Source organism: Novipirellula rosea, assembly GCF_039541335.1.
GTDB classification, from domain to species: domain Bacteria; phylum Planctomycetota; class Planctomycetia; order Pirellulales; family Pirellulaceae; genus Novipirellula; species Novipirellula rosea.
On the sequence record NZ_BAABGA010000018.1, the window covers coordinates 119,560 to 145,904 of the forward strand.

The 26,345-nt window shown below is 55.6% G+C and carries 19 protein-coding genes; 5 read left to right on the plus strand and 14 right to left on the minus strand.

Annotated features, from left to right (window positions below):
- From ABD971_RS07145 to ABD971_RS07205, 13 genes are all read right to left on the minus strand, one after another.
- On the minus strand, positions 1-1,086 hold the full coding sequence (locus tag ABD971_RS07145; RefSeq protein ID WP_345320715.1) for a prenyltransferase/squalene oxidase repeat-containing protein: 1,086 nt from the start codon (positions 1,084-1,086) through the stop codon (positions 1-3).
- Entirely contained in the window at positions 1,083-4,388 is a 3,306-nt protein-coding gene (locus ABD971_RS07150; protein WP_345320717.1) for a coiled-coil domain-containing protein, read from the minus strand. The genes ABD971_RS07145 and ABD971_RS07150 overlap by 4 nt, the downstream gene beginning before the upstream one ends.
- Before the next feature lie 84 nt (positions 4,389-4,472).
- On the minus strand, positions 4,473-6,644 hold the full coding sequence (locus ABD971_RS07155) for a hypothetical protein (RefSeq protein ID WP_345320719.1): 2,172 nt from the start codon (positions 6,642-6,644) through the stop codon (positions 4,473-4,475).
- Positions 6,644-8,692: a BatA domain-containing protein gene (locus tag ABD971_RS07160; RefSeq protein ID WP_345320721.1), complete on the minus strand. Its 2,049-nt coding sequence runs from the start codon at positions 8,690-8,692 to the stop codon at positions 6,644-6,646. Before ABD971_RS07160 ends, ABD971_RS07155 begins: the two co-directional genes overlap by 1 nt.
- A gap of 15 nt (positions 8,693-8,707) precedes the next feature.
- Positions 8,708-9,616: a DUF58 domain-containing protein gene (locus ABD971_RS07165; protein WP_345320723.1), complete on the minus strand. Its 909-nt coding sequence runs from the start codon at positions 9,614-9,616 to the stop codon at positions 8,708-8,710.
- Entirely contained in the window at positions 9,613-10,614 is a 1,002-nt protein-coding gene (locus ABD971_RS07170; protein ID WP_339939525.1) for an AAA family ATPase, read from the minus strand. The genes ABD971_RS07165 and ABD971_RS07170 overlap by 4 nt, the downstream gene beginning before the upstream one ends.
- A 133-nt stretch (positions 10,615-10,747) precedes the next feature.
- Positions 10,748-11,242, minus strand: a complete 495-nt coding sequence (locus tag ABD971_RS07175; protein ID WP_345320725.1) for a YraN family protein — start codon at positions 11,240-11,242, stop codon at positions 10,748-10,750.
- A 147-nt stretch (positions 11,243-11,389) separates the two neighbouring features.
- The gene (gene rplS, locus ABD971_RS07180; protein ID WP_040766013.1) at positions 11,390-11,746 is read right to left on the minus strand and encodes a 50S ribosomal protein L19; all 357 of its coding nucleotides are present in this window, start codon (positions 11,744-11,746) and stop codon (positions 11,390-11,392) included.
- A gap of 26 nt (positions 11,747-11,772) precedes the next feature.
- The gene (gene trmD / locus ABD971_RS07185; RefSeq protein ID WP_339939520.1) at positions 11,773-12,477 is read right to left on the minus strand and encodes a tRNA (guanosine(37)-N1)-methyltransferase TrmD; all 705 of its coding nucleotides are present in this window, start codon (positions 12,475-12,477) and stop codon (positions 11,773-11,775) included.
- 15 nt (positions 12,478-12,492) lie between these two features.
- Positions 12,493-12,903 (minus strand): 30S ribosomal protein S16, encoded by a 411-nt coding sequence (gene rpsP / locus ABD971_RS07190; protein ID WP_339939518.1) that lies wholly within the window; start codon positions 12,901-12,903, stop codon positions 12,493-12,495.
- A 134-nt stretch (positions 12,904-13,037) separates the two neighbouring features.
- Positions 13,038-14,510 (minus strand): signal recognition particle protein, encoded by a 1,473-nt coding sequence (ffh, locus tag ABD971_RS07195; RefSeq protein ID WP_339939516.1) that lies wholly within the window; start codon positions 14,508-14,510, stop codon positions 13,038-13,040.
- 184 nt (positions 14,511-14,694) lie between these two features.
- On the minus strand, positions 14,695-15,507 hold the full coding sequence (gene hisN, locus ABD971_RS07200; protein WP_345320733.1) for a histidinol-phosphatase: 813 nt from the start codon (positions 15,505-15,507) through the stop codon (positions 14,695-14,697).
- Positions 15,504-16,181, minus strand: coding sequence for a signal peptidase II (locus ABD971_RS07205; protein ID WP_345320735.1), 678 nt, complete (start codon positions 16,179-16,181; stop codon positions 15,504-15,506). Before ABD971_RS07205 ends, hisN begins: the two co-directional genes overlap by 4 nt.
- 245 nt (positions 16,182-16,426) lie before the next feature.
- Here ABD971_RS07205 and thrC point away from each other — a divergent pair, with 245 nt between their 5' ends.
- The 3 genes from thrC (at position 16,427) to ABD971_RS07220 (ending at position 21,351) form a co-directional block, all read left to right on the plus strand.
- Positions 16,427-17,854 (plus strand): threonine synthase, encoded by a 1,428-nt coding sequence (thrC, locus tag ABD971_RS07210; RefSeq protein WP_339939510.1) that lies wholly within the window; start codon positions 16,427-16,429, stop codon positions 17,852-17,854.
- Between the two features lie 387 nt (positions 17,855-18,241).
- Positions 18,242-19,732 (plus strand): glycerol kinase GlpK, encoded by a 1,491-nt coding sequence (gene glpK / locus ABD971_RS07215; protein ID WP_345320737.1) that lies wholly within the window; start codon positions 18,242-18,244, stop codon positions 19,730-19,732.
- Between the two features lie 44 nt (positions 19,733-19,776).
- Positions 19,777-21,351 carry a glycerol-3-phosphate dehydrogenase/oxidase gene (locus ABD971_RS07220; protein WP_345321058.1) on the plus strand — a complete coding sequence of 525 codons (1,575 nt, stop codon included), beginning with the start codon at positions 19,777-19,779 and terminating at the stop codon, positions 21,349-21,351.
- A 207-nt stretch (positions 21,352-21,558) separates the two neighbouring features.
- Here ABD971_RS07220 and ABD971_RS07225 read toward each other — a convergent pair whose 3' ends face one another.
- Positions 21,559-22,923, minus strand: a complete 1,365-nt coding sequence (locus tag ABD971_RS07225; RefSeq protein ID WP_345320739.1) for a c-type cytochrome — start codon at positions 22,921-22,923, stop codon at positions 21,559-21,561.
- 297 nt (positions 22,924-23,220) lie between these two features.
- Between ABD971_RS07225 and ABD971_RS07230 the strand changes: the two genes are divergently transcribed.
- Positions 23,221-24,108 (plus strand): Rpn family recombination-promoting nuclease/putative transposase, encoded by an 888-nt coding sequence (locus tag ABD971_RS07230; protein WP_345320741.1) that lies wholly within the window; start codon positions 23,221-23,223, stop codon positions 24,106-24,108.
- Positions 24,109-24,870: 762 nt separating this feature from the next.
- Positions 24,871-25,398, plus strand: coding sequence for a hypothetical protein (locus ABD971_RS07235; RefSeq protein WP_345320743.1), 528 nt, complete (start codon positions 24,871-24,873; stop codon positions 25,396-25,398).
- The last annotated feature ends 947 nt before the right edge of the window (positions 25,399-26,345 follow it).

Sequence of the window (26,345 nt, forward strand, 5' to 3'; positions counted from 1 at the left end):
TCATCGCTCGTAAATTGGCAGGAATCGAAAGTTCAAGGCCAAAGCCAACAGAGACATCGAGGTCGAATTCGCGGCCCCCAAGTCACCCGAAAAGCTGCCATCGGGACTCTGACGCGATTTCAATTTTCGTACCAGCGATTCATTCCATTTTTCCCACAGCTCGACATCCGCTTGGAACAGAGCTTGTGATTGGTAGTACCACGCATACTCGATCCATCCGGTTCGTTCATTCAGATTTTTTCGCAAGTAGCTTTCGGTCGCCGCGTACTGAGGCAGATCTTTTCGCCGAGCAATGGCATAGACCAAACACACGATCGACGAACGTGCAATCGATTCTCCGAATCCGCTCAGACCTCCCGCGTAGCCCACCGCGCCGGTCTCGGAGGTCATGCTTGAAAAATAGTCGAGTGCCCGATCGATCGATTCATCGGAAACTTCAATTCCGGCATTGCGAGCGGCTAATAAGCCCATCATCACCGCGCCGCTGACCGAGGTATCGGCGTCTTTCGCGCCGGGTGAATACCGCCACGCTCCGAGTGGATTGTTCTTCTGAGACGTCAATGCCGACCGCACCGCCAGCTCCAATGCTTGTCCGATGCTGCGTTGATTTTCACTATCGGCAACATAAATCGAATCGCTATTCCACAAATCCGTTTCATCCACGGCACCGTACGCCTCGGCCAGCGCCAGCATCGCAAACCCGTGGTGATACATACTCGGCCCCATGTATCCAGTATCACTCGATTGGTTGCGAATGATGTTGCGAAGCGACTTGCGAATGGCGCTGCGGTAAAGCCCAAAGTTAGGATCGTCCCCTGACGCTAAAAAAGCCAACAACCCCAGCGCCGTGGTGCCAGCGCCCGCTTCGCCACCGGTCGCCCAAGTTCCATTTTCAGTCTGGGTCTGCAGCAAATAGGCCAACCCAGCATCGTACATTTCACGCACCTCGCGTGAAACGGGATCGTTGTCGTCGCCTGTAGCTACGGGTGCCACAACAACTGCAGGCGACTGAGCATTCGCCTTCGACGAAAACAGTGCACCGACAAGCAGCAGGATCACGGTGACTTGGCAAATCAGCTTGCTCATCGACTCTCCTCCAAACGCCGGAAATATTCTCCGAGTCCGCTGCGAAATTCTTCGGGCAGAGAACGTCCCGATTCGCCCGTCATTTGACGAACCTCGCTTTCCCGCAGCTTTTCTTTCGCATTTAGCCCCGCACCCAGTAGCGCCAAAGCCTCTTCGTCAGTTTCGCCCTGCCCTCCCCCTTCGGGACTCGCACCGCCGTCGCCGCCTCCTTGCGGATTGATCCTCTTGGACCTTAGCAACATCTCGATCACTTCGGTTTGCGCCGCAATCGTTTCGGTGCCGGTGCTCGGCGAACGCAACAAGCTGGCCGCTTCGTTCATCGTTTGGCTGGCCATCAACAGCAAATTAATATCGCTTTCAAAGTGCACCAAGCCATCGGGCAGCGATTCCAATTCACCCGCCAACCGTTCGCATCGCTGGCGAAGCTTCGTTTGGCGATCACTCAGTGCAATCGCATCTTGCAGATATTCTTCATCGCTGACACTTGCTTTGGATTGCTCGGCCACACGCGTCGCCTCGCGAAGATCGACTTCGCTTTCGAGAATTCGCAACATCTCCAAAACCGCCTCGGGCGGCAGTGACGCAAGCTTCTTGTCATCCGATTCACTCTCGCCGTCACCGGTCTCGATCAAATCATCCGCCCAACGATCTAGCGTATCGGACCAAAACTCCGCTTGAGCCATCACCAAGCCTTGATCCTCGGCGACTTGGCGACTGAGTTTTGTCAGCGACGAAAGCATATCAAGTTGCTTCATTTCTTCGAGCACCAATTTAAATCGCATCAAATTCCGGCGTCGATAATAGCCGTCGACATCCGACATGATCGCAGCCAGCGTTCGAGCACTGTCAACTTCCGTCATTGCCAATCGCTTGATCACCGCTCGATCGTCCGATGCGATTGAATTCGCAACGCCGAACAATCCTTCGATGCGAGCGGCGAGCTCATCAGCCACCTGAGCCTGTTGACGCGACGCGGCCTTCAAACGCTTGACCAGCGTGCTGCCTTCGAGATTCGCCATCACGGTATCCAGATCGTCCGAAACCTTTTCAAATTCGGCTAACAATTTTGCCTGTTCATCGATCGCGGCATCCAAATTTGATTCCGCCCCCGGGGGCTCCGATTCGTTTGCCTCGGATTCTTGCGTGGACTCTTTTACGGGACCGGTGACGATCGTCACCGCCTTGTCCAGTCGCGAATTGGAATCATCCGCGGGTTCTTCCTTGCCCGGCCCTTCCTTGTCTGGTTCGGTCGGACCGGTGGGCTGTTGTGACGATTCTTGATCGACCAAGTTGGGCGTTTCCGATGACTCCGAATCAGAAGTGTCAGCGTCACTCGATGGCGTGCTGCTCTGCTGTTCGCTCGATTGCATCTTTGAGTTTTTCGCAGATTCGGCAGCTTCACTTTTACTGACCGCTTTCTCAGTCGATGCTTTCTGTAGCAGCTCCGCGACCGAGGGCATTCGATTCTCAGAAATATCATCGAGCGTTTGCAGCATCTCGGCCCACTGTTGGACTTGTTCCGCTTCGATCTCGGTATTGCGTGACGCTTGTCGCAACAACGACTCACCTTGCTTGGTCAGTTCGGCCAATTGGCGGGCGTTCGCGTTTTCCGCGGTGACTTGCTTCCTTAGTTCGTTCCGCACTTCATCGCTGGAAAGCGCATCCTGCTGCATCGCCCGAAGCTGTTTATTCCGCTCGTGCAGCCCTCGCTCACGATCGCGAACATCCAGTGACGCACCGTGCCACTTTTCCATTTGGTTTGCGATCCACTGGGCATGCTGCGGAGCCGTCATCACGTAGAACGTGTAAGGTGTCGAAAATTGACGCTCGCGGCCCGGCAAATAATCCTCGGCCCACAAACGCAGCTCGACGATCCCCGGTTCGATCCCCAGTGTTTGTGCGGAAAAGACCGCATCGACTTGCAGCGACGATTCATGAGCCTGGCCGCTGGCCAAAACTTTCTCGCCGTGGGAATTCGCAGTCACTGCGTCCTCGTTCCGACTCCACTCGAAACCGACACGTTTGATCCCAAAATCGTCCAGCGACAGCAGTTGAAAATTGACTTGGTCCGTCTCGAGCAAGACACTTTCGCGAGCGAGATTCTGGGCCGCAACGGTGGGAGCCGCATCAGGAATCGCTTCGGCATGCAACTCAAACGGCGACAATCCAGCGAGTCCATGTTCGTCACGCCAATCAAATCGCAGCGATGGCGTTTCGTTTCCAACCGTGATTTTTGTCGTTGCAAAGGAGTCGTTCCAAACCTGCACCGGCAAATCATTGACCGACGCAGTACGAAGCGGACTCGACGCCGTCACCGAGACATTGCCGTAACTGCCCTCGACCGCACTAAGCGTTCCGCCTCGCACGTCCATTGCAATCGGATCAGGGCGTTGCAAATAGTCGGGCAAATGCATTTCGGCGATGATCGAGGTGAGTGCAGGTCGCAACTGCGGGACAAGCGAAACGGATTGCTTCGCGTCGCCCACCTGCAACTGCATTTCGCTGACTTCGTTGCGTGGTGGCAACGCAAAAACATACGCATTGCTTTCGCGGGTGGTGACGATGGGCGACAAACCATCCAAATGAAGCGTGGCCGCCCGAGGACGCCAGCGACTTTCGGGCTTCAAACTCACCTGCCACTGCAGTGACTCTCCGTGCGGCACGATCAAGCGTTTTGCAATCGGCTCAAGTTCCACGAACGTAAATCGGGGAGTCGCCCGCCAAGGCATCATCAAGCGATCCCAACCGCTGCGAAGCACCGGCGTGGCAACCACAGCAAGTGACGCGAGCAACGCGAGCGTGACTGCAAGTACAGCGGTGAGCATACGCAGCGAGGTGGGCGGAACCGCTTCGCCAAGATTTCGCTGCTTGACGATCTCGGCCACTTGCACCATCGCCGCTTGGCACAACGCCGGGGAACGCGATTGCTCTCGATCGCTTTCGGCCAACTCGATGACGCCTAACAATTGGCCGCCGATACCGGGTTCTCGGACTCGCAACAAACGGGCGATCTGGTCCAAACTTCGGCACTTCCATACCCATCGGTACAACGCCCAGGGGACGACCAGTCCGACCGCAATAATCAATAGCAAGATCACCAACCGCAGCAAGCTCGGTGTATCCCAAAACCGATCAAGTGCGATGACAAGCAATAGCGAAACCACCACAGCGACCAGCACGATCGAGATCGATTCGGCAACCTTCGCAGTCCAAACGCGATTACGAAATGCCACCAGTTGTTCGCGCAGCGAGTGCGGAACCATCAAACGGGTGTTACGGTCGTTGGGAAAGGAGACGCTCAAGGGTTCGCTTGTTACCTCGATAGTGTTGCTAACTACAATTCGTCATTCTACTCGGTGACGATCCATGCCAAAGCGGACTTGCGACTACATCAAACCGACTCGCTTTCGAGCGATCCAAAACAAACCGAGCAGCCCAACTAGCAGGATGGCGATCAGCGGATGGCTCCACAATTGCACTCGGCGTGTTTGCGCCGCCGGAATCGAGATGGTTTGCACTGCGCCGAGCACCGCGTCGGTTTGATCCAGCGAAAACACCTCCCCTCGCGAAACCTTGGCGATTTCCGCTAATACCTCGGGGCGTGCGGGTTTGCCGATCCGCTCCAACTGGGCGTGCTGGACGTGGATCGACGTTTCAAACGGAATGTCACTGGAACCGGACAACATCGTCACTTGATAGTCGCCCGCTTCGCTTGGGGTGAACGCCCCGGCGTAGGCCCCCCAGGCATCGTCCACATTTTCCAGAACAACGGTTTGGATTTTCCCAGACGGAGCGACGATCCGCACCGATACCTCGCCAGCGACCAACGGATTCCCATCGTCGTCCAAGCGATTCGCATTGAGCGTGACGCGTTGGTTCACGCGAGGCTGTTCGGGCGAGTAGAACAGCCCCTTGGACATCCGATGTTGATATGCCATCCAGCGTACGACTTGTCCCCAAAATCGATAGTGATACAAGTCTTCGACGCCGCGTCGCCAACGCCATGCGCCGTCGGTTCCCATGAATAACACCTTGCCCGCACCGGCCGAACGAGTGACGATCAGCGGGGTTCGACCGTATTGATTGGATGCGTCTTCATGAACCGCCAAAACCTCGGCCCCCGCCGTCGCACGCACGACCGGAGCGTACCACTGAAACCCCGGCAACCCTGCCCAGACGCGTGCGTTGGCATCATCGTTATCAGCAAGCTTCGTCAGCAAACTATGGCGTCCGAGTTCGGTCAGGGCAAAGTGGCTCGCCGCTCTGGATCCCCAACCGTTCGGCTGCGATTCATCCAGCGTCACCGGAAACAGATCGCCAAGTGGAGAATCGACAAGCGACATCTCATGCCCCGCGATTCCCGGAATCAGGACCAGCCCGCTCGCTTGCTGTTCGACCAGCCCCTTTAGCAAACGACACTGATCTTCAGTCAACTGACCTTCGCCGACTCCGACATCGCCGATAAACACCACGTCGTATTGCGAAAGCTCGGCCAAGTCGTCCGGAAAGGATGCGATGTAGTCTCGATTGCCGCCACCGGTCTTACTTAAACCAGGATGAAACAATAAACAAGAAACTTCGATTCCGGGGTCTCGCGACAGTGCATTACGGAGGTAGCGGTATTCCCAACGCGGTCGCGACTCGATGACCAGCACTTTCAATTGCTCTTCGGGAATCGAGATCGGCCTCGAAAGTTCGTTATTGCTCGTGATGCGTTCGCCTGAGTGCGGCGGGATCGTCAACGTCAATTGGAATTCGCCGGTCTGCTCGGGCTTCCACAAAATGGCATCCACGGTTTGCCCCATCGCATGGATGGTGAACTCGTGAGTCACCTCGGTGCCATCGGAAGCGGTCAGCTTGGCGACGGCACGATGATCCTGAGCTAACGAGCTTTCGACCGAAAAGGGAATCCTCAGCGTTTTGTTGGCGACGCCCAATGCGGGCACTTCAAAGCTGAGCAATTCGACGTCGGGAAGTCGCTGAGCGCTGCCCACCGGGATGGTAAAGATGGGAACTTGTTGCATGCGAAATTGCGTCGCCTGCTGAACCGGGGCCGCGCCCGCATTCCAGTCCCCATCGGACGCCAGCACCACCGCACGCAAATTGGGATAGCCATCGATCGCCGAGCCGAGTGCTGCATCGATATCGGTGCGATCGTTTTCATTGCCGCGGGCGAACGGCACAACGACCACATCCGCTTCCTGCTCGACTGCGGCCCAAGTTTGCTTGTCCATCAAATGACGGATCGAATCACGACGCGTCCGCGTGGGTTCGGACGGGTCGCCCACATCGGCGGTTTCCATGCTGAGCGAATCGTCGCCCAAAATCACCACCGTGGGACGACGCGTGGGATCGATTTGGTAGATCACCTCGGGCTGGTTCAGCAGCACCACCGCGAGCGCGACCAGCAGGACACGAAACCCCTCGAGCCAAACCACCGACGAACGAAACCGGCTTCGCGCGGATGCGATCCAGGCGAGTCCACAGGTGACAATCAGAGCGATGATCGAAACCGCGAAAAACAACGAATTCCACTGAAACGAGAACCCCGAATCCATCAAGCGGGTCCCCCTTGGTTTGCAACCTTGGCACTACGGCGAGGCAAACAGAGCACCGCTTCGAGCAACATCGCGACAATCATTCCGAGCAAGAACAACCGCCAGATTTCGCGGGCAATCCCACTGGCATCGTCCACGCTTTCGTCGAGACGCGAAAAACTGACTCCCTCGAACAACGCCTCGACCTGGTCGGCATCCACGGTGTCGATTTGGTCTTCGACCACCGCCCGATTCACTGCGATCAGCCGACCGCCCTGCCCTGCCCCGCTGCGGTAAACGCCCGCGTTGGAGGCATATTCGCTAGAAAGTCCGCGAGAGTCACCTTCGAGTTGCTTCCAAGTCTCGGTCGGCAAATCGACTTGACCGGCGACTTGGTCGCGTGTGCGCGCCAGCGACTGCATTCCTTGATCGATTGCACGTTGAACGATCGCGTACAACACGACCCCATTGTCGGCCAGCGACGATCGATCAAGCGAAGGTGAAGCCGCACAAAAATAGACGCCTCCGTTGTCAGTCATCACCCGTGCCAGCAATGGATCGCCGCCGGTCACTGTGGCTAGCGATGTCACGTCACCCTCGATCTCGGCGTGCCCCAAGACTTGCAACTGTCCCACCGGCAATCCGGCACCGCTGTTGGTCGCAGCAAGCAGGTCTTGATCAGACCGCCAGTTTTCGACCAGGACTTTCTCGCCATCGCCCTTCCATTGCCCCCACTGAACGCCCTGGAACTCACGTTCGGCGAAAACGCCACCTCCGGATACCAAGCTCGGCGGTGGAAAGAACATCACTTGGCCACCTCGGCCGACATAGTCAGTAACCTTTTCAGCAGCATCTCCCGCAGGCAACTCGACACACCACAGAACCAGTGCCGCATCCTCGAGGTCGAGTGTCTCGACCGATTCAGAGGTAAACACCTCGACGTTTGCCGCAACATTGGGCTCGGGTGAAACCGAGGCGGCGATCTCGAGTGCCTTCGTCGCAGCTCGGTCATCGCTAACCAAGACAACACGTCGTGGCGGCGGAGCATCAAAGACGAAAAACGAAACGTTGTCGGCGTTGTTTGCATCGGCGGGGATCGAAAGACGCCCCCACCCCGATTCGGTTTGCGGCGAGATTGGAATCCGATGATTGCGTGTTTCGGCCTGGTTCCCAACCAAGGGCAGATCAAATTGAGTTCGCACCCCATCGATCTCGGCCCCATCGATCTCGACTTGTACCGGCACGGTGATCCGGCCGCCTCCATCGCCAGTGCTCTTCCCTGCGGATTGGGATAGATTCAAGGAGATCAACACGGCATCGCCATCATCGTCCTTGATCCGCCGTGCCCCGCTGACACGAACCGACCGATTGGACGAACTAGATTCAGGATAAGCCAACAAATGAAAGCGAATCGATTGAGGCATCTGTTTCAGCATCTCTCGCGACGCCGTCCAGTGATGGCTTGCCGTATCCCAATCGGCGACCCGCAGATCGCTGCAAATCCAAACATCGGCGTCACCCACTTGGTTGCGTTTCAAATAGTCGACCGCAGTTTGAATCAACTTGGGAATCTTCGCCGTGCTGCTCGATCCTCGCAACAGCGGCGAATCGACCATGGCATCGAGTGTCGCAAACGAACTCGGTTGCTCCGTCCCGCTATCGACCAGTACCCAGTGCGACGCATCGAGCATCCCCAGCGTATTGGCGATTTGCTTGCCAGCACGACTCAATTTCGACTCACCCGACTTGCCGGTCTCTTGCATGCTCGGCGACCGATCCAGAATCACGACCGTCGTATCCACATGCCCTCCGAATCGCCAGCCAAGCAACCCGCTGGACAACGGCCGGGTGACGGCAAAGATCAATCCCGCGACCACAAGCACACGCAGGGCGAGAATCAACCAACGCCGCAGCTTGGCATAACCTCGCGACATCTGGCTCGCTTGCATCAGGAACGCCATCGCGCCCCACGGCTTGGTTTGATGACGTCGCTGGTTCATCCAATGAATGATCACTGGCAGCATCACCAACGGCAAAGCCAACAGCATCCACGGCTGCAAAAAACTCATCGGCGCACCACCCTATCAGACCCTTCTTCCTTGAGTCCGACCGACAAGAAAATCGCTCAGCACTTGCTCGTACGGTTGGTCCAACACGACGCGGTGATAATCCACCGACGCACGTGCCATCAGCATTTTGATCGATTCCAAGTACTCGTTCATCGCGGCATGATAGGCGGCGGCAACTTCAGCGGGCTCGGCAAAAATCGTCGCTTCGTTTTCCATATCGACAAACCGAGTCGGCTGGTCAAAATTGAACGCCAGCTCTTCGGGATCCAACAGATGAAACACCGAAACGTCATGTTTGCGGAAACGCAAGTGCTCGAAACAGGGCTGCAAATGCCCGGGCGACACAAACAAGTCCGACAACAAAATCACCAGAGCATGCTGCTGGATCGTCTCGGCCAATTCGTGCAAGACGGCGATTAATTCCGTCTCACCCGCTGCGGTTGCTTGATCAAGCAAGTTGAACAAGTTCGATAGATGTGCAGGGTTACGCAGCGCCGGCAAACGACTGACGACCTGATTCGCCACGCACGCCAAACCGACCGCATCCCCCTGCTCCATCGCCAAATAGGAAAGCGTTGCCGCCATCCGTTTTGCATAGTCGAGCTTGGACAAACCGGTACTGCCAAATCCCATCGATCCACTGGTATCGACAACGATCACCATTCGCAGGTTGGTGTCCGCTTCGAACTCTTTGACAAAGAAGCGATCGGTCCGTCCATAGGCACGCCAATCAAGTCGCCGCAGATCATCGCCAGGAACGTACTTGCGATACTCGGCAAACTCGACGCTCGATCCGCGATGCGGGCTGCGGTGTCGACCGGAAACGCTGCCCAACATGACTTTACGCGCAAACAGAGGCAGCCCCCGCAGCCGCGCTAGCACATCGGGATCCAGGAAATCGCGAGTCGGCACGGGCGACGTCATACCGCCGTTTCCTCGACCAACCGTTTGACGATCGTCTTTGCCGTAACGCGTTCGCTCTGTGCCGCAAACGTCGTGATGATGCGATGCGTTAACACCGACGGAGCAACGTGCTGGATGTCTTCCAAACGCACCATGTAACTGCCCTTGAGCGCCGCACGACTCTTGGCCCCCAGAATCAAGTTTTGCACCGCGCGGGGGCCCGCGCCCCAAGAAACCAAAGGCCGCATCCAATCAGGCGCCGTTTCGCCATCAGGACGCGTTTTGCGAACCAACCGAGCTGCATAGGTGTAAAGATGGTCCGGCACCGGCACCCGCCGGACCAAGTGTTGGTAGCCGAGAATGTCCTCGGCGGTTAACAAGTGCGCCAACTGAGGCAACTCGTCACCCGTGGTGGTTTTCGCGATCTGAATCTCTTCGGCTTCCGATGGATAATCCAATTCAATCAATGACATAAACCGATCAAGCTGCGCCTCGGGAAGCGGATAGGTTCCCTCTTGCTCAACCGGATTCTGAGTCGCCAAGACCATAAACGGCTCGTCTAGCGGGAAGTGTTTTCCGAGCACGGTGACGCGGTGTTCTTGCATCGCCTCGAGCATCGCGGCCTGCGTCTTTGGCGGGGCGCGGTTGATTTCGTCCGCCAAGACGATATTGGCAAACAGCGGGCCTTTGACAAACTGAAACTCGCGGCGTCCTTGATCCGATTCCTGCAAAATATCGGTGCCGGTGATGTCCATCGGCATCAAGTCGGGAGTGAACTGGATGCGGCTAAAGTCCAGCGACATCGTTTCAGCCAATTTGCTGACCAACAATGTCTTGGCCAACCCAGGAACCCCCATCAGCAGTGCGTGACGACGAGCAAAAAGACAGACGACCAATTGCTCGATCGTCTCTTGTTGACCCACGATCACACGGGCCAATTCAACTCGCAGTTGCTGGCAGATATCGGCGAGTCGATTGATTGCATCGACATCATTGTCATTTAGAGTATCGGTCGTCATGGTGCTCTTTGAAATTCCATCGGCTTACATCTCGCAACAATGCAAACGATCACTTTCATCGCTCGAGATGTCTTCGCAGTATAACCAGTCAAACGCGATTCCGCGTCACTTCCCCCCGACGTTGTCGGGGCTACTAAAACATCTGAAAATCGCCGACGGCTTCAAAGGCGGCTTCGTAATGTTCAATCCGCTCAGGCTCGGCCAATCCGCTGGGCCACCACACTGCGACGACGTCAAAGCGACATCGTGAACCCAGCAACTTCTTTCGCTTCAAGTACCGCAGCGCCGCACGCGTGATCCGGCCCTGCTTTGCTTCGTCCACTCGGTCGGCCGGATGCCCTGGTTTGGTTGTCGAATGCGTTTTAACTTCGACAAAAATGATCACTCGCGACTTGGGGTCTACCGCGATCAAGTCGATCTCGCCGCCGCGATCTGATTCGCTTTCGGCGACCACCACCAATCGCTTTTGCCGCAGCAATCGTGCCGCAGCCTGCTCGCCCCGCTTGCCCACCGGCGCGGACATGTCAATCACTCCGTAACGGTAATCGCGGTAGCGATCACGCAGACGATTCAGCAGCGCCAGCACCGCAGCAGCCCTCCGTAAACAAAAAAAGCGACAGAGCATCATTCTAGACGCTCGATCGCTTCGTTAGTTTAAAATTCGCGAGTGGGGGGGGCAGACTTGATGCCGATGACATGCTGGAAGCCTATCCCACTTTGCTCACAGGCTGGAAGCCTATGCTACGTTTCGACAGGCTAGCAGCCTGTGCTACGGTTAGCTGCGGCGACGCTCTTTCAAGCGAACTGCCTTACCAACACGATCGCGAAGGAAGTACAGCTTCGCACGACGAACCACGCCACTGCGTTTGACTTCGACCTTTTCGATACGGGGGCTGTGGACGGGGAACTTACGCTCCACACCTTGACCGGCGACGATACGGCGAACCATGAACATTTCGGTCGAACCGCTGCCGCTGCGACCGATCACAACGCCACTGAATACCTGGATTCGCTCTTTTGCACCTTCAAGAATCTTCAAGTGCACGTCAACGGTATCGCCGATTTCGAATTGTGGCGGGTTCTCTTTCAGAGCGGTCTTTTCGACCAACTCCATGATGGATGATTGACTCATTTGTATTGCTCTCTTCTCAAAAAGATTTAGTTGTTTTCGTTATCCGGCTCCAGCAAATCGCTGCGCCGTTTTTGAGTTCGATCGAGGCTTTGCTGGTCCCGCCACTTGGCAATCGCCTTGTGGTCACCGCTCAGAAGAACGTCGGGAACCGCGTGGTCGCGGAACTCTCTTGGTCTGGTGTATTGAGGAAACTCGAGCAACCGATTTCCGCGGCTGAACGAATCATCAATGCTGCTGTTCTCATCGCCCAGCACGCCTGGCAAAAGCCGGACGACTGCGTCAACGATTACCATTGCCGCGACTTCGCCTCCGTTTAAGACAAAGTCACCGATACTGACCTCTTCGGGTTGCAAAATATCAACCACGCGTTGGTCAAACCCTTCGTAGCGACCACAGAGCATTAACACACGCTCACTTGTCGCAAAATCCTCTGCCATGCGTTGATCAAAGCGTTTCCCTTGAGGCGTCAGCAAAATTCGCCGCGCCGGTCGGGGATCCATCGCTTCGACACTGTCGACACACGTTACCGTCGGTTCAACTTGGATCAGCATCCCTGGTCCGCCCCCGAAGGGACGATCATCGACTTTGCGATGAGGCGTGTTTTCGGCCCAATCCCGCAGGTTATGCCGGTGGATTTGAACCAATTCACGCTGAATCGCTTTGTCGAGCAGACTCTGAGTCAGGTAGCCATCAAAAATCGCGGGGAACAGTGTGACGATGTCCAGTCGCATAGCGCAGGACCTCTATCACTCGCTCGCGGATTCTTCAGCCGCAGGAGCTTCGGCTGCGGGTGCTTCGGCCGCAGGCTCTTCTTTCTTCTTCGCTGGCTTCGGTGCTTCCGGAGCAGGCGTGTACTGCTTTCGCTTGCCCAATCGCTCGCGTGCAGCTTCTTGCTTTTCAAGATGGCTGCCGTTGGTGCCATACTTTTTGATGAAGGTCGCAACGCCTTCGCTTGGCTGAGCGCCGACGCTCAACCAATGATCGATTCGGTCTGACTTCAGCGTCACCCGTGCATCGGTCTCGGGACACATTGGATCGTAATAGCCAACTTCTTCGATCACACGACCGTCACGAGGACTGCGTTGATCCATGACACATACACGAAAAAACGGGCGGTGTGTCCGGCCCATCTTCTTCATACGAATTCTTACTGCCATTAACTGCTTCTCAATTGATACAGGGTTTCACTTCTAGTCAGACTGCCTAGGGTGGAAAATGCTTTTCCCACGCCGGGTCGGTGCCAGAACGTACTGGCATCTTCTTACTTCATCTGAATTGTTGGTACGGGAATCTAGCCTTTGCGTTTCATCTTTCGCAACATCTTGTCGCGTTCTTTCTTACGCTTCTTTTTCTCGGCTGGCGAGAGTCGTTCGCCGGTCCCTTTTTTGACTTTCATCCCGCCCATGCCGGGATTGTTCAGCATGCCACTACTCTGCATCTGCTGCATCATCTTCATCCGTCCGCCGGCACCTTGGCCCATCATGCCTTGCATCAGCGGCTTCATCATCTCGAACTGCTTGACCAACTGGGTGATCACGGGCGACTGAACCCCGGCCCCTTTGGCGATCCGCGTTCGTCGATGAGCGTCAATCAGCTTGGGATTCCGACGCTCTTCCATCGTCATACTGTTGATCGCGCCGATGGTTTGGCGAATCCCGCCCGCAGCTTCCTCGCTGTCCATCATCTCTTTGAATTGGCCCATGCCAGGCATCAAGCCCATCATCTTGCCCATCAATCCGGGCTTGGCGACCTTTTCCATCATGTTTTTGAAGTCGTCGAGCGTGAAATCGCCCGAAGCCATCTTGGCCTCGAGCTCCTCACGTTCGCTCTCGTCGACAATCCGGTGAGCTTCGCGAGCGGCGGCGACGATATCGCCCATCTGCAAAATGCGGCTCGCCATCCCCTCGGGACGAAACGGCTCGAGCGCATCAAAGTGTTCGCCCGTTCCGATAAATTTGATCGGCACGCCAGTGACATGCTTGACCGACAACAACGCACCACCACGTGCGTCACCATCAAGCTTGGTCATGATCACGCCGTCCAGCTCCAAAGCGTCGTTAAACGCCCCGGCACTGTTGACCGCGTCTTGCCCGGTCATTCCGTCGACGACCAGATAGACTTGATCGGGACCGACCTTTTTATCGATTTTGGCCAATTCGGCCATCAATTCATCATCGATCGCCAAGCGGCCGGCGGTATCGAGAATGACGACGCGAGCCCCTTCGGCTTTCGCCTTGGCGACGCCGTTCTGACAGACTTTGACGGGATCTTTGTTGTCGGCTTCGCTATAGACCGGAATGTCTAATTGGCGGCCGATGACGTGCAATTGCTCGATCGCCGCAGGACGCTGCAAGTCGGCCGCGACCAGCATCGGCTTGATGTCTTGTTCTTTAAGCAGCTGCGAAAGCTTGCCACACGTCGTCGTTTTACCACTTCCCTGCAAACCGCAGAGCATGATGATCGTAGGGCCTTCGCTCTTCAAATGCAGCGAGGAATCGACCGGACCGAGGATCGAAATCAACTCGTCGTGAACGATTCGCACCAATTCTTCGTTCGGACGAAGACTTAGCAGGACTCGCTTGCCAAGTGCCTTTTCGGACACATGCCCCATGAAGTCTTGGACGACCGAATAGCTAACGTCCGCCTCGAGCATCGACTTTTGAACGATCTCGAGCCCGTCGCGCATATTGCTTTCGGTAAGCTTGCCCTTGCCGGACAAGCTCTTAAAAGCAGACTGCAGACCATCAGATAGAGATTCAAACACAGGAAACTACGGGGGAAAACGAACAATCGCACAGAAGTCGGAACAGCGGGGCCCCGAGCGAAGCACGGCAGTTTACGTGAGAAAGGCCGGTTTTGTAAATGCACAACGCAGAACAAGCTTGGCAAAATCGCCCAAAAGCAAGTTCACAGCCCCCCAAACCCTCCTTTTCTTGTCCCGTTACGGGCTAATCGGAGAGTCGCTCAAGCACGGCGGGATGCAGATGACCGTTGGTTCCGACACCATCCCCCCCTCGCACGGTGGAGTTGCCTTTCCAGTCGGTGAACGTGCCACCCGCCTCTTGGATCACTGGCATGATCGCGGCGACGTCCCAAGCATTACAGATCGGGTCGACCATTAAATCGGCACGTCCGGTGGCGACCAGCAGATACCCGTAGCCATCTCCCCAACTTCGCGTCACCCATGCATCCCGCTCAAGCCGCGCATAAGCATCCGCGTTGCCTCGTTTTGCGAACGAGCCGACTTCGCTGGTGACAAACACGGCGGTGGAGAGTTCGGTTTTGCTTGAAACCGAGGCCCGGGTCCACTCGGAACTGGCTGTTTTCCGGTGCCAACTGCCCTGCCCTACCCCGGCGACGATGATCTCGTCCAAAGCGGGAATAAAAATCGCCCCCCCGATCACCTCGCCATCGCACTCGAGGGCCAACAGAGTTGAATAAAGCGGGACTCCGCAAACGAACGACTTCGTGCCATCGATCGGATCGACGACCCAGCGATAAGCACTGGTGCCGGTTTTTTCGGCAAACTCCTCGCCTTGCAGCGTGTCCTCGGGAAATCGCTCGCCCACCAGCTTGCGAACCAATTGTTCGGCTTCGCGGTCGGCCACGGTGACGGGCGAATCGTCTTTTTTCGCATCCACGACCAATTCGCGGGTCCCGAAATACTTCAGCGTATGCCGACCGGCGGCCTGTGCGACCTCGATCATCGCCGAAAGCCGGCCATCGTGCATCGATTGCCAATCGTCTGGTTTGCTAGTCATTGAGTTGGCTCTTCGGAATTGGAGGGTTTGAGTTCGCTTGATTCAGAGTCACTCGATGCAGGCGGTGTTGCCGATCCCGCATCGTCCGCAGGCAATCCGGCCACGTCGGGAAAGCCAGTCACGCCGGGAAAGAACGATTGATACATCAACATGCACGCTCCGACCACCAACAGCGAATCGGCGATATTGAAATTGGGCCATTTCCATTGATCGCTCGCCTGCCACAAAACCCAGTCGCGAACGCCGCTTTTCCAGGCTTCGGGGTACCCCGGTTGCCACCACAGTCCCAGCCGATCGTAGAGATTTCCGATAATTCCGCCACTAATCAGCCCAAGTGCGACGGTTAACCACATCGAATATGCGGCCCGAAACCAAAACAACCACACCAAAATTCCAATACCAGCAAATACCGACAAGGTGGCGAAAATCACTCCTTGTCCCTGACCAATTCCGAACACCGCTCCGAGATTAATGGCCGTTTCGATCCCGAAATAGCCATCGATCAGCCACCAAATGTCCTTTTGTCCCGGCAGGCCACGCCAAGCAAAAATGGCTTGTTTGCTCCACAAATCGGCGATCGCACCGGCGATGGCGAGCCCCAAAAAGATGAACACACGGTTCTTCGGCAGGCTCGGCGGCGGAGTGTTAACAGGGTTTCGATCGGGTTCGTCCATGTTTTCAGATCAATCAGCGGTCGGATTTGTCAACCTTTCACAGTAGAATTAGCAGCAGAGTTTGCCCAGAGCGATCGGGTTCCGCAATCGTGATCTTCCGCATATTTTCACTTCTTCATGATTAGTGAATCTAGCGGCAGCGACACAGTGCCGATCTACTTTGAACAGAGATGGTGATTCGCGACCGCCGAAAACCATCCACCATCCCAATTTTCATCCCGTTTCCTCCTCACTTCGTCATCGTCATGTTGCAGACCGCCAATTCGACCAGCGCCCCGCAAACGGACCTCGCCTTCCAACGCTGCATCAACCCAACCTGCGGTGCAACGTACGAAGCCAACAGCGTCCGCACATCGTGCGACAAGTGCGGCGACCTGCTGGACATCGATTACGAATGGGATCGTGCCGTCCTGCCGAAAAAGCTCAGCGAATTCGAGGCGATGTGGAGCCAACGGACCAACCCGGTGCGTTTCAGTGGGGTGTGGCGGTTCCACGAATTGCTGCCTTTTGTCCCGCAAGACAAGATCGTCACGGTCGGCGAAGGACAAACGCTGCTGCAACAAACCGATTCGGTCGGCGACTACGTCGGCATGAACCACGGTAAACTGCACCTGCAATACGAGGGGATGAACCCGTCGGGCAGCTTCAAAGACAACGGCATGTGCGCCGCAGTGACCCATGCCGCAATGATGGGAGCCAAGCGGGCGGCGTGTGCGAGCACCGGGAATACCAGCGCATCGCTTGCCCTTTACTGCAGCGCCACACGCTTAATGCGAGCGGTCATCTTTATCGGCAGCGGCAAAATTTCGTACGGCAAACTCAGCCAAGCCCTCGATTACGGAGCCCTGACGGTCCAAATCGCGGGCGACTTTGATGACGCGATGATCCGCGTTAAACAAGTCTCGCAAGAACTGGGCATCTACCTGGTTAACAGCGTGAATCCCTTCCGCTTGGAAGGTCAAAAAACGATCATGTTCCGGATCCTCGAAGCGCTTCGCTGGGAAGTACCCGATTGGATCGTCGTCCCCGGCGGTAACCTCGGCAACAGCAGCGCGTTTGGCAAGGCGTTTAGTGAACTAAAAGCCCTCGGCCTGATCGACCGCATGCCACGTTTGGCCGTGATCAACGCCTCGGGTGCAGACACGCTGTACGAATTGGTGGAACGTCGCGGCGTCCGCTGGAACGGTGGACATGTGAACATGGATCCGATTCGCGAGTACAACGACTTGATGGACCGCGAGGGCAAAAAAGCCGATACGATCGCCAGTGCAATCGAAATCAATCGCCCTGTGAACCTGAAAAAGTGCTTGCGGGCATTGGACACGATGGACGGTGTTGTTCGTCAGGTCAGCGATCAAGAGATCCTCGACGCGAAAGCCAAGGTCGGTGCAGGTGGATTCGGTTGCGAACCTGCATCCGCAGCAAGCGTCGCCGGCGCCAAATTGCTCCGCCGCGAAGGTGTGATCGCACCTAGCGACCGCGTCGTGTGCATCTTGACCGGCCACGAATTGAAAGACCCCACCGCGACGGTCGCCTACCACACCACCGACCAAGAGGTGTTCAATAAAACACTAGGTAGCCGCGGTGTAACCAAGGCGAGCCATGCGAACCGAGCGGTCGCCGTGCCAAACGAACTGGACGACATCATCAAGGCGATCCAGCTGTATTCGTAGTCAATCACTTTAGCGGTGCGGTCAAGCCGTCCGGACTAATTCAAACGTTTTACTCGCTGCAAAACGTAGCCTAGGCTTCCAGCCTGGGGACCACATCCAACCCAGGCTGGAAGCCTAGGCTACGTTAATGCAGAGACACTTCGTGACCACCCAACGCTGCGTCTTGCTCCTTCAAAGACAGCTCTAATTCAGACGCTGCCGACGCGACCTCTGCCGCGAGCCACCCTGATGCGGCACTCCTCGGGTGCGTTTCGGTTTTTCATTAAGTTTTTCGGGCGATGCGGTAAGCCGCGTCCACCTGACTTCTAGAAAACCGTTACGATTAAACTCTGCCCGCCCCACCTCCCCTCACACTTTGCTTTGCGCCCCCCTAAAGGACGCCTGCTCATGAAAACGGTTCTAGCTTTCGATCAAGGCACTACCAGCTCACGTGCGATCGCTTTTGATCACTCCGGCACGATCCTTGGCACCGCACAGCGCGAGTTCACTCAGCATTACCCACAATCGGGTTGGGTTGAACATGATGCGAACGAGATCTGGGAATCCCAACTCGCGGTGGGACGCGAGGTGATTCAGCAGTGCAAGCTAGACCCCCGCGAAATTGCGGCGATCGGCATTACCAATCAACGCGAAACAACGCTGCTGTGGGACCGGGCGACCGGCGAGCCGATTCACAACGCGATCGTTTGGCAAGACCGACGGACCGCCGAATTCTGTGACTCGCTACGCGAAGCGGGACACCTCGAAATGATCGCCCAAAAAACCGGCCTGCTAATCGATGCCTATTTTTGCGCGACCAAGTTGCGCTGGTTGCTGGACAATGTCGATGGAGCTCGAGAGCGTGCCGAACGCGGCGAATTGGCGTTTGGAACGATCGACAGCTGGCTGTTCTGGAAACTAACCGGCGGCCGCGTGCACGCGACCGATGTCAGCAACGCATCACGAACGATGCTGTTTGACATCAACACGCACACCTGGGACGACGAGCTTTTGGAACTACTAAAGATTCCCCACAGCGTTCTCCCTGAGGTGCTGCCGTCGAGCCATCTGTATGGCGAAACCGACCCCGAACTGTTTGGCGGTCCGATCCCGCTTGGCGGTGCTGCGGGCGATCAGCAGTCAGCCCTGTTTGGACAAAACTGCACTCAAGTCGGGATGGCGAAGAACACCTATGGCACCGGCTGTTTCATGCTGATGAACATCGGTGAAAAACCGTGGGCGTCCAAATGCAAGTTGCTCACCACCGTCGCGTGCACTGCCGGAGAGCATCGTCAGTACGCACTGGAGGGCAGCATTTTTATTGCCGGTGCGATCGTCCAGTGGTTGCGGGATGGACTGGGGATCATCGAATCCTCTTCGGAAATTGAACCGCTGGCAGCAAGCGTAACCGATTCAGACGGCGTTTATTTAGTGCCTGCGTTCGCAGGCCTCGGTGCTCCGCACTGGGACGCGTACGCTCGCGGAACCATCGTGGGGCTGACGCGGGGAACCACGCGAGCCCATATCGCGAGGGCCGCGTTAGAAGGAATCGCCTTTCAAGTCGCCGATGTACTGGACGCAATGCAACAGGACGCGGGGACCAAGATCGCAGAACTTCGTGTCGACGGTGGCGCGGCGGCCAACAATCTGCTGATGCAATTCCAAGCCGATATCATGCAAATCCCCGTCGTCCGTCCCAAAGTGCTCGAAACCACCGCACTCGGAGCCGCCTACCTTGCGGGACTGGCCAGCGGATTCTGGAAGGATCTCGACGACATCGAGGACGTCTGGCAAACCGAGCGAGTGTTTACACCCTCGATGCCCCCAGAGGAAGCGAAAACTCGACGCGGACGCTGGGCCGACGCACTCGGCCGCGCCCGATCTTGGGAGCAACACTGATGAACTTTCATGGCAACACTCCGCCGGGCACCGCCCCCGCAGGCATGAATCGCGACAACGCGATCAAACGCTTACATCAGCGGCAATCGCCATGGGATATCCTGATCATCGGCGGCGGTGCGACCGGAGTCGGGATCGCCATGGACGCTGCTTCACGTGGGCTAGACGTCCTACTGCTTGAACAAGCCGACTTTGGCAAAGGCACGTCCAGCCGCAGTACAAAACTCGTCCATGGTGGAGTGCGGTATCTCGAACAAGGGAACATTACGCTCGTCCGCGACGCGCTACGCGAACGAAGCTTGCTGCGAGCTAACGCACCGCACCTCGTTCATGACATGCCGTTCTTGATCCCCTGCAAAAATCGCTGGGAGCGGTTTTTTTATGGTGTCGGACTAAAAGTCTATGACTTCCTGGCCGCCGGCAACAATTTTGGCCGCTCGCATGGCGTTTCCAACAAAGAAACGCTGACCCACATTCCCGTACTCAAGTCCACCGCGTCCAAAGGGGGCGTGATTTATCACGATGGCCAATTCGATGATACACGGCTGCTGATCAACATGGCGACAACGGCGACCGACCATGGTGCCTGCCTGATCAATTACGCCTCCGTTGACGCCTTGACCAAAGATTCATTGGGGGACCTCGACGGTGTCATCGCCAAGGACCATGAATCCGGCGAACAGTGGACGATCCGAGCCAAGTGCATCGTCAACGCAGCTGGCCCTTTTTGCGATAGCGTCCGAGCACTGGACGACGCCGGTGACGAAAAGATGTTGTCCACTAGCCAAGGCGTCCACATCGTCTTGCCGCGTCACTTCTTTCCCGGCGACACGGCGATGATCGTTCCCAAGACGTCTGATGGACGCGTGATTTTCATCATCCCGTGGCATGATCACGCCGTGATCGGAACGACCGATACCCCGATCGAAACGCCAACGTTGGAACCGACGGCCAAAGCCGAAGAAATCCAGTTCCTGCTCGACACGACCGCCGAATACTTGGCCGACGCTCCGACGCATGACGATATCCTCAGCGTCTTTGTCGGCATCCGGCCGCTGGTCAAAGGCGACAAGTCGGCGCGAACCGCCTCGCTTTCACGCGATCACACGATCCGCGTCTCGACCTCAGGACTGGTGACCATCACCGGTGGCAAATGGACGACCGTGCGAAAGATGGCCGAAGACTGTGTCGACCGCGTCGTTCGCGAGAAATACCTTTCGGCGAAACCGTGCATCACCCAGTCGATGCACCTGCATGGTTTTATCGAATCATCCAGTGTCAGATCGGATTCGCGTTCCTATTACGGATCGGACTTGAAATCGATCGAACAACTGGAAAGCGAATCCCCCGATCTTGCCAAACTGCTGCACACCTCGCTGACGATCCGTGGCTCGGATGTGGTGTGGGCGGTTCGTCATGAAATGGCACGTACGATCGAAGACGTGCTGGCTCGACGAACACGCTCGTTGTTCCTAAACGCTCAAGCGGCACTGGACATCGCGTACGAGGTGGCACAACTGATGGCGACAGAGCTGAATCGCGACCAAGCGTGGATCGACGAGCAACTCGGCGATTTTCGCAGCGTGGCTCAGAACTACCTGCCAAAGAAGAGCCAATAAACCCCACGCTGATAAACAGCATCTAAGGACCATCGCAAGAATGACTGGCGGCATCTCCCGTAGTGGACGAGGCAACGAGTCCTTTTTGGCTCAGTGAAGCTGCAGGATCCGTAGCCTCGTCCACTACCTCCCGCTATTTATTGTTCCGAACTTCCCAACGCTAATGACTAAGCTGACGACAGGCTGGGAAGCCTATCCCACATCGTGTTAGAGCGTCTTTAAATACTCCAGCACGGCGGCCTTTTCCGCTTCGCTCAGTTCGTCGGGATAAGTGTGTCCGGAATTGCTTTTGCCAAAGCGACGGGTATCGAAATAACTGCGACGAATCGCGACGTCGGGTTCCGTGACAGGCATCTTCTCGGCCAACTCGATCGTCAATCCCAGTCGCTGCTCGTCCATCGCTTCGCTCACCGGTCGCCACACCGTAGGCCGCTCGCTCGGGTGCAAAACGTGCCACAATGTTGGCACACTGCCGTTATGAAAATACGGAGCACTCGCCCAAACACCGTCCAGCGGCGGTGCGACGTATCCGTCCAATTCGACAATCGTCTGCTGCGGGTCGTCTTCGCCCGCATGAGCAAACCAACTCCGTGCATACTTGGCCCGTCCCGCTTCGGTCAACGCTTCGGCACGGACTGGGTCGGTGCCAATTTCATCCAGTGGAATCCGGCGATTGGGGTACTCGGAATCATCGCCGTACGTGCCATGACATTCGGCACAATTGCGATCAAACACACCTTTACCAACCGAAACAAGCTCGTCGTCGATCGCTCCGTCGTATTTGGGCGGACGCAGCGATGACATGTAGGCGTAGACATCACGAAAGTCTTCTTCGTGCTCACGAAAAAACTCAGGTCCGTTCTCAGGCACAAGCATGAACTGCATCAAACCACGATGCCCTTTTTGAGCAAAGCCATCGATGTAGATGTACGGACGCTTGTAGAAATGCCACCATGGCGGCGCGTCCATGTCATGATGCATCAACGGCACCGGAGGACGGTTCACCACGTTGAGCTGTTCGTCTCGTTGGTGCATCAGCCCCATCCCAAAGACCACCGCGTTGGTCGTCCCATGAGTGGTCCCCAGCGGAATAAACAGCGACCCTAAATCCATCCGCGACATCGGTTCGCCGATGCGAAATTTGGTTCGCCGAACTTCCTCAGTCATCGTTTGCAGCGCGAACCGGTTATTAGGGGCTCCCGGCGTCGGTTTGCCGTAGACACTACCGCCGTGACATGAAAAACAATTCATCGTCCACTGGCCATCGTCGCCGACGACGTACTGCAGCGGTTTGCCGGAATCATCGCCTGGTCGCGTGGTCAGGCCATAACGCGAAAACGTCATTTTTCGCCGCTGCTCGGGAGTCGCTTTTTCCGCCTTGCTCCGCAGCGGTTCAGGCCAACTCTGCCACACGTCGTCGACCACCCGCTGATGGAAATCGCTCGGCAAAAGCGGCGTTTCGGTCAGCAAACGGTAGCCGCGTGCGACCGCATTTGTATCGTCTGCGTTGGCCGCAGCGGCAACGACGCACGCCAGAAACACAAAAACGATATTGAGAGTTTTTTGACACATGAACTTATTATACCGCCGCGACAACACGTGTAGACCGACAAACCGTCTTACCGCAAATCAACGTCGAATCCAACCGACAACCTTCAGGCTCCCACGACAAAAAGGTTAGAAAATGGGCGGTTAGAAAATGCAGAAGCGGACGCGTCCAGCAAATATTGACATTCCCGTGCGCAACGCTGGTGGAGGCATTCTTAAAAATGAGGCTCGCAATCGAGCCGACCATGTCGTGTTCGCACAATCAGTTCGGCTCCGTTACGATTGAGGCATGGTTCTGAAGTTTTTGATAATCCAGTTTGGATGAATGCCATGCCGCTGGGAATTCGGCCGACGGTTGACTTCGCATTTAAAAAGATCTTTGGATCGCCCCAAAACTCGGCTTCGCTGATCGGATTGCTTAACGCGATCCTCGATTTTGAACACCCGGTCGTTGCGGTCGAGATTTTGAATCCGTTTAGCTACCAGGAGTTTTCCGAGAGCAAGCTGATCGTGCTTGATGTGCGGTGCCGCGACTCCGCCGGACGATGGCTCAATGTGGAGATGCAGATTTCGGTCTACGCCGGGCTGATTGAGCGATTGGTGTATTACGCCTGCAGCATGTACGTCGACCAGCTTTATCCGGGCAGTAACTATGCGTTGGCCGCCCCGTCGATTTCCATTTGTTTGCTCAATCGGATTCTTTTCGCTGAAACCGACCAAGCCCACCATCGTTTCCAGATGCTCGATCGTGAAAGCGGCCGAGAGATAACCGACGCGATCGAAGTGCACACGGTAGAATTGACGAAGTACGAATTGGACGCGCAGACGATCGCCCATGCGAGTAAACTACAGCAATGGGCGTTTCTTTTGCTTTTCGCTCAAGACTACGACGCGGAAACACTCAGGAAATTGTTTCCTGGGATCGAGTTCGAAACCGCGATTTCAACGATGGAAATCATTTCCGCGAAGACAGAGGACAAACAGATGTACGACCAACGCGAAAAAGCCCAGCGAGACTACGAGTGGGCAATCTCCGGTGCCAGAGAAGAAGGACGAGAGGAGGGCATTATCGTAGGGCGGATTCAGACGCTGCAAGAACTGCTTGGAGATACACCGATGACGACAGCAGAACTGGCGGAACTTCACTTGGATGCACTTACGACCCAGCTTAATGCATTGCAACAGCGTCTCCGCGACCGCGACGCATAGCCCGCCTACACCTACGATGACTGCGAGTGCATTTACGACCGCCCCCGATCCAATCTTGCTCCAGAGATCCTATCGGATATGTCGATGGGCGGAATCTATACCGCTCGTACTTTGTTGTCGTTGGTGTAGATCCGCTTGGGCTTCAGGCCGTCATTCCTATTGACGAGGGAACTTCTTATGCACCTACGACAGTAAACGAATGTGGCAACAGGTGGGAGATCGTGTCGATACCTGAAGAAGATGCAGCACACATTACTGAATGGTCAGACTGGCAGCCTGCTGCTGGAGTACTCGCGCACGTTCGCCGTAGAAGTCGAGTTGTATATAATTGGGAAAAAGTGAGGGACGCGGATATTTCGCAAGGCAAGTGTGGTTATCCCGCAAAGCTAGATGTGACGATCACGCTAAGTTGGCCCACCACTTGGAGCGTGGGCCTCCAAGGAGGTGGTAGCGATGACGACAACCGTTCATTCTCTATCAGCGGTGGATGGAACTACTCAAGTGACAGCTCTACTTCTTCAACGACGGGCACGAATGAACCTAGAATTCCTTGCCATCAAATCAGAATCGTACCTCTCACACAATATGCCGAGCTTTACAACGACCGCCAAGCAGATTTTTACAATGGCCGCCCGATTTACAACGAAACGCGTCAGAGAGTATGTGGAACAAGTATTCCATAGTTAAGGACCTTTAAGCTGTACACCGGCGTCAGGGACTACGCAGTCTTCAAACGAAAGTGTTGCCGCTGTGAAGATGGGTGTGAAAGTGAAGATTAGCAGACGATCGTTTCTTCAATTCGGAATGCTTCGCTTTGGTTTGTTGCACTTGCTTTGCTTTGTCGCTTTCTGCGGATTCTGTTTTATGTTCGTCGACTATTACCGCAAAGGAGGAAATTTAGATTCTGTAATCCGAATGGAGGAAAACATCCCAGGGGAACAGCAAACGCTATATCTTTGGATGTTCTGCAGCAAACGCGAATCAACGCCTCGATTACTTGTGGTTCTCAGTTCCCCAGACTCTTTCGCTTCTCCAGGGCAAAGCATGCCTGCAAATCCAGATTGGCTTATCGCTGAGAAGCCAAGTAGGCTAGGTGGGTTCTGGGACATTCAAATCAAAGGCCGGCGGTTTAGCCCTCAAACCGACGATCATGTCAGAGTCATCATAGGATCACAATATAAAATTACTTGCGACACGTTGATTGAGAGTGAACGGTATCGACAAAAGTTTGGTGAAGACTTTTCCGGATCCTTGAAAGAGCTTGTAAACTATGCTGAGGAAATCAAATGAGAATCAAATGGGTCAGAGAATCAAATGGGTCAAACCTCTTTGATGAGTGCACAGCCGGATGCACCTGCGGAGAATCAAATGGAAGCGATCAAAGGGGTCAAACCTCTTTTTAGTCAACTGGGGCACAGCACCTTTCCCAAATGTGTCGCGAGACTGTAAAAGGCGTGGTCAAAATTTGGAATCGGTGGACCTCGTGAGGCTATGCCGATAATTGCCCCATCGAGGCAAGGCGAAGCGGAAAGCGGCTTGTTTGGTTTTCGCGATCACATTTTCTAACCTTCCATTTTCTAACCTTGCTTCTTCTTTTTCACTGATATGTGTCACCTCGATTGCGGACTCGATCGGAGTGACAGTGCCGCGTCAGAGAGGCAGTGTGCGTTTGCCCATGACTGGCGGACTGTGGACGAAGAAGGTTAGAAAATGGGAGGTTAGAAAATCAAAGCTCGGATGCGACCCGCAAATTTCGACACTCGCGTGTCAATGAGCCATTGTCAGAAAGCGAGTTGAAAGCGAGCCGAATCTGTGCGAATCGCGGTGCACCGTTGGGTGATGAAGGCTGGGTCGAATCGATTGCCAGGCGACTCAATCTGGAATCAACGATGCGGCCAAGAGGTTGTCCACGAGTTCGACCATTGCCCAAAAACACAAAAAAACGGTTTGCTCCCTTTGCTTCTTCAGCGTTGGGTAAATCGGCCAATCTATTGAAAGACTCCTGCCTAACTGATTAGATAAAGCTGGCGGCTCACACCGCAATAATAAGGGTTACAAGGAATTGACGAATCGGTGTTATTGCAACCGTCGAGCTATAACTGCGGTGCTGCAACAGACAACGATGGAGAATCCAAAGGGGTCAAACCTCTTTTTAGTCAATTGGGACACAGCAACTTTCCTAAATGTGTTGCAAGACTGAAAAAGGCGCGGTCAAACTTTGGAATCTGTGGAACTGG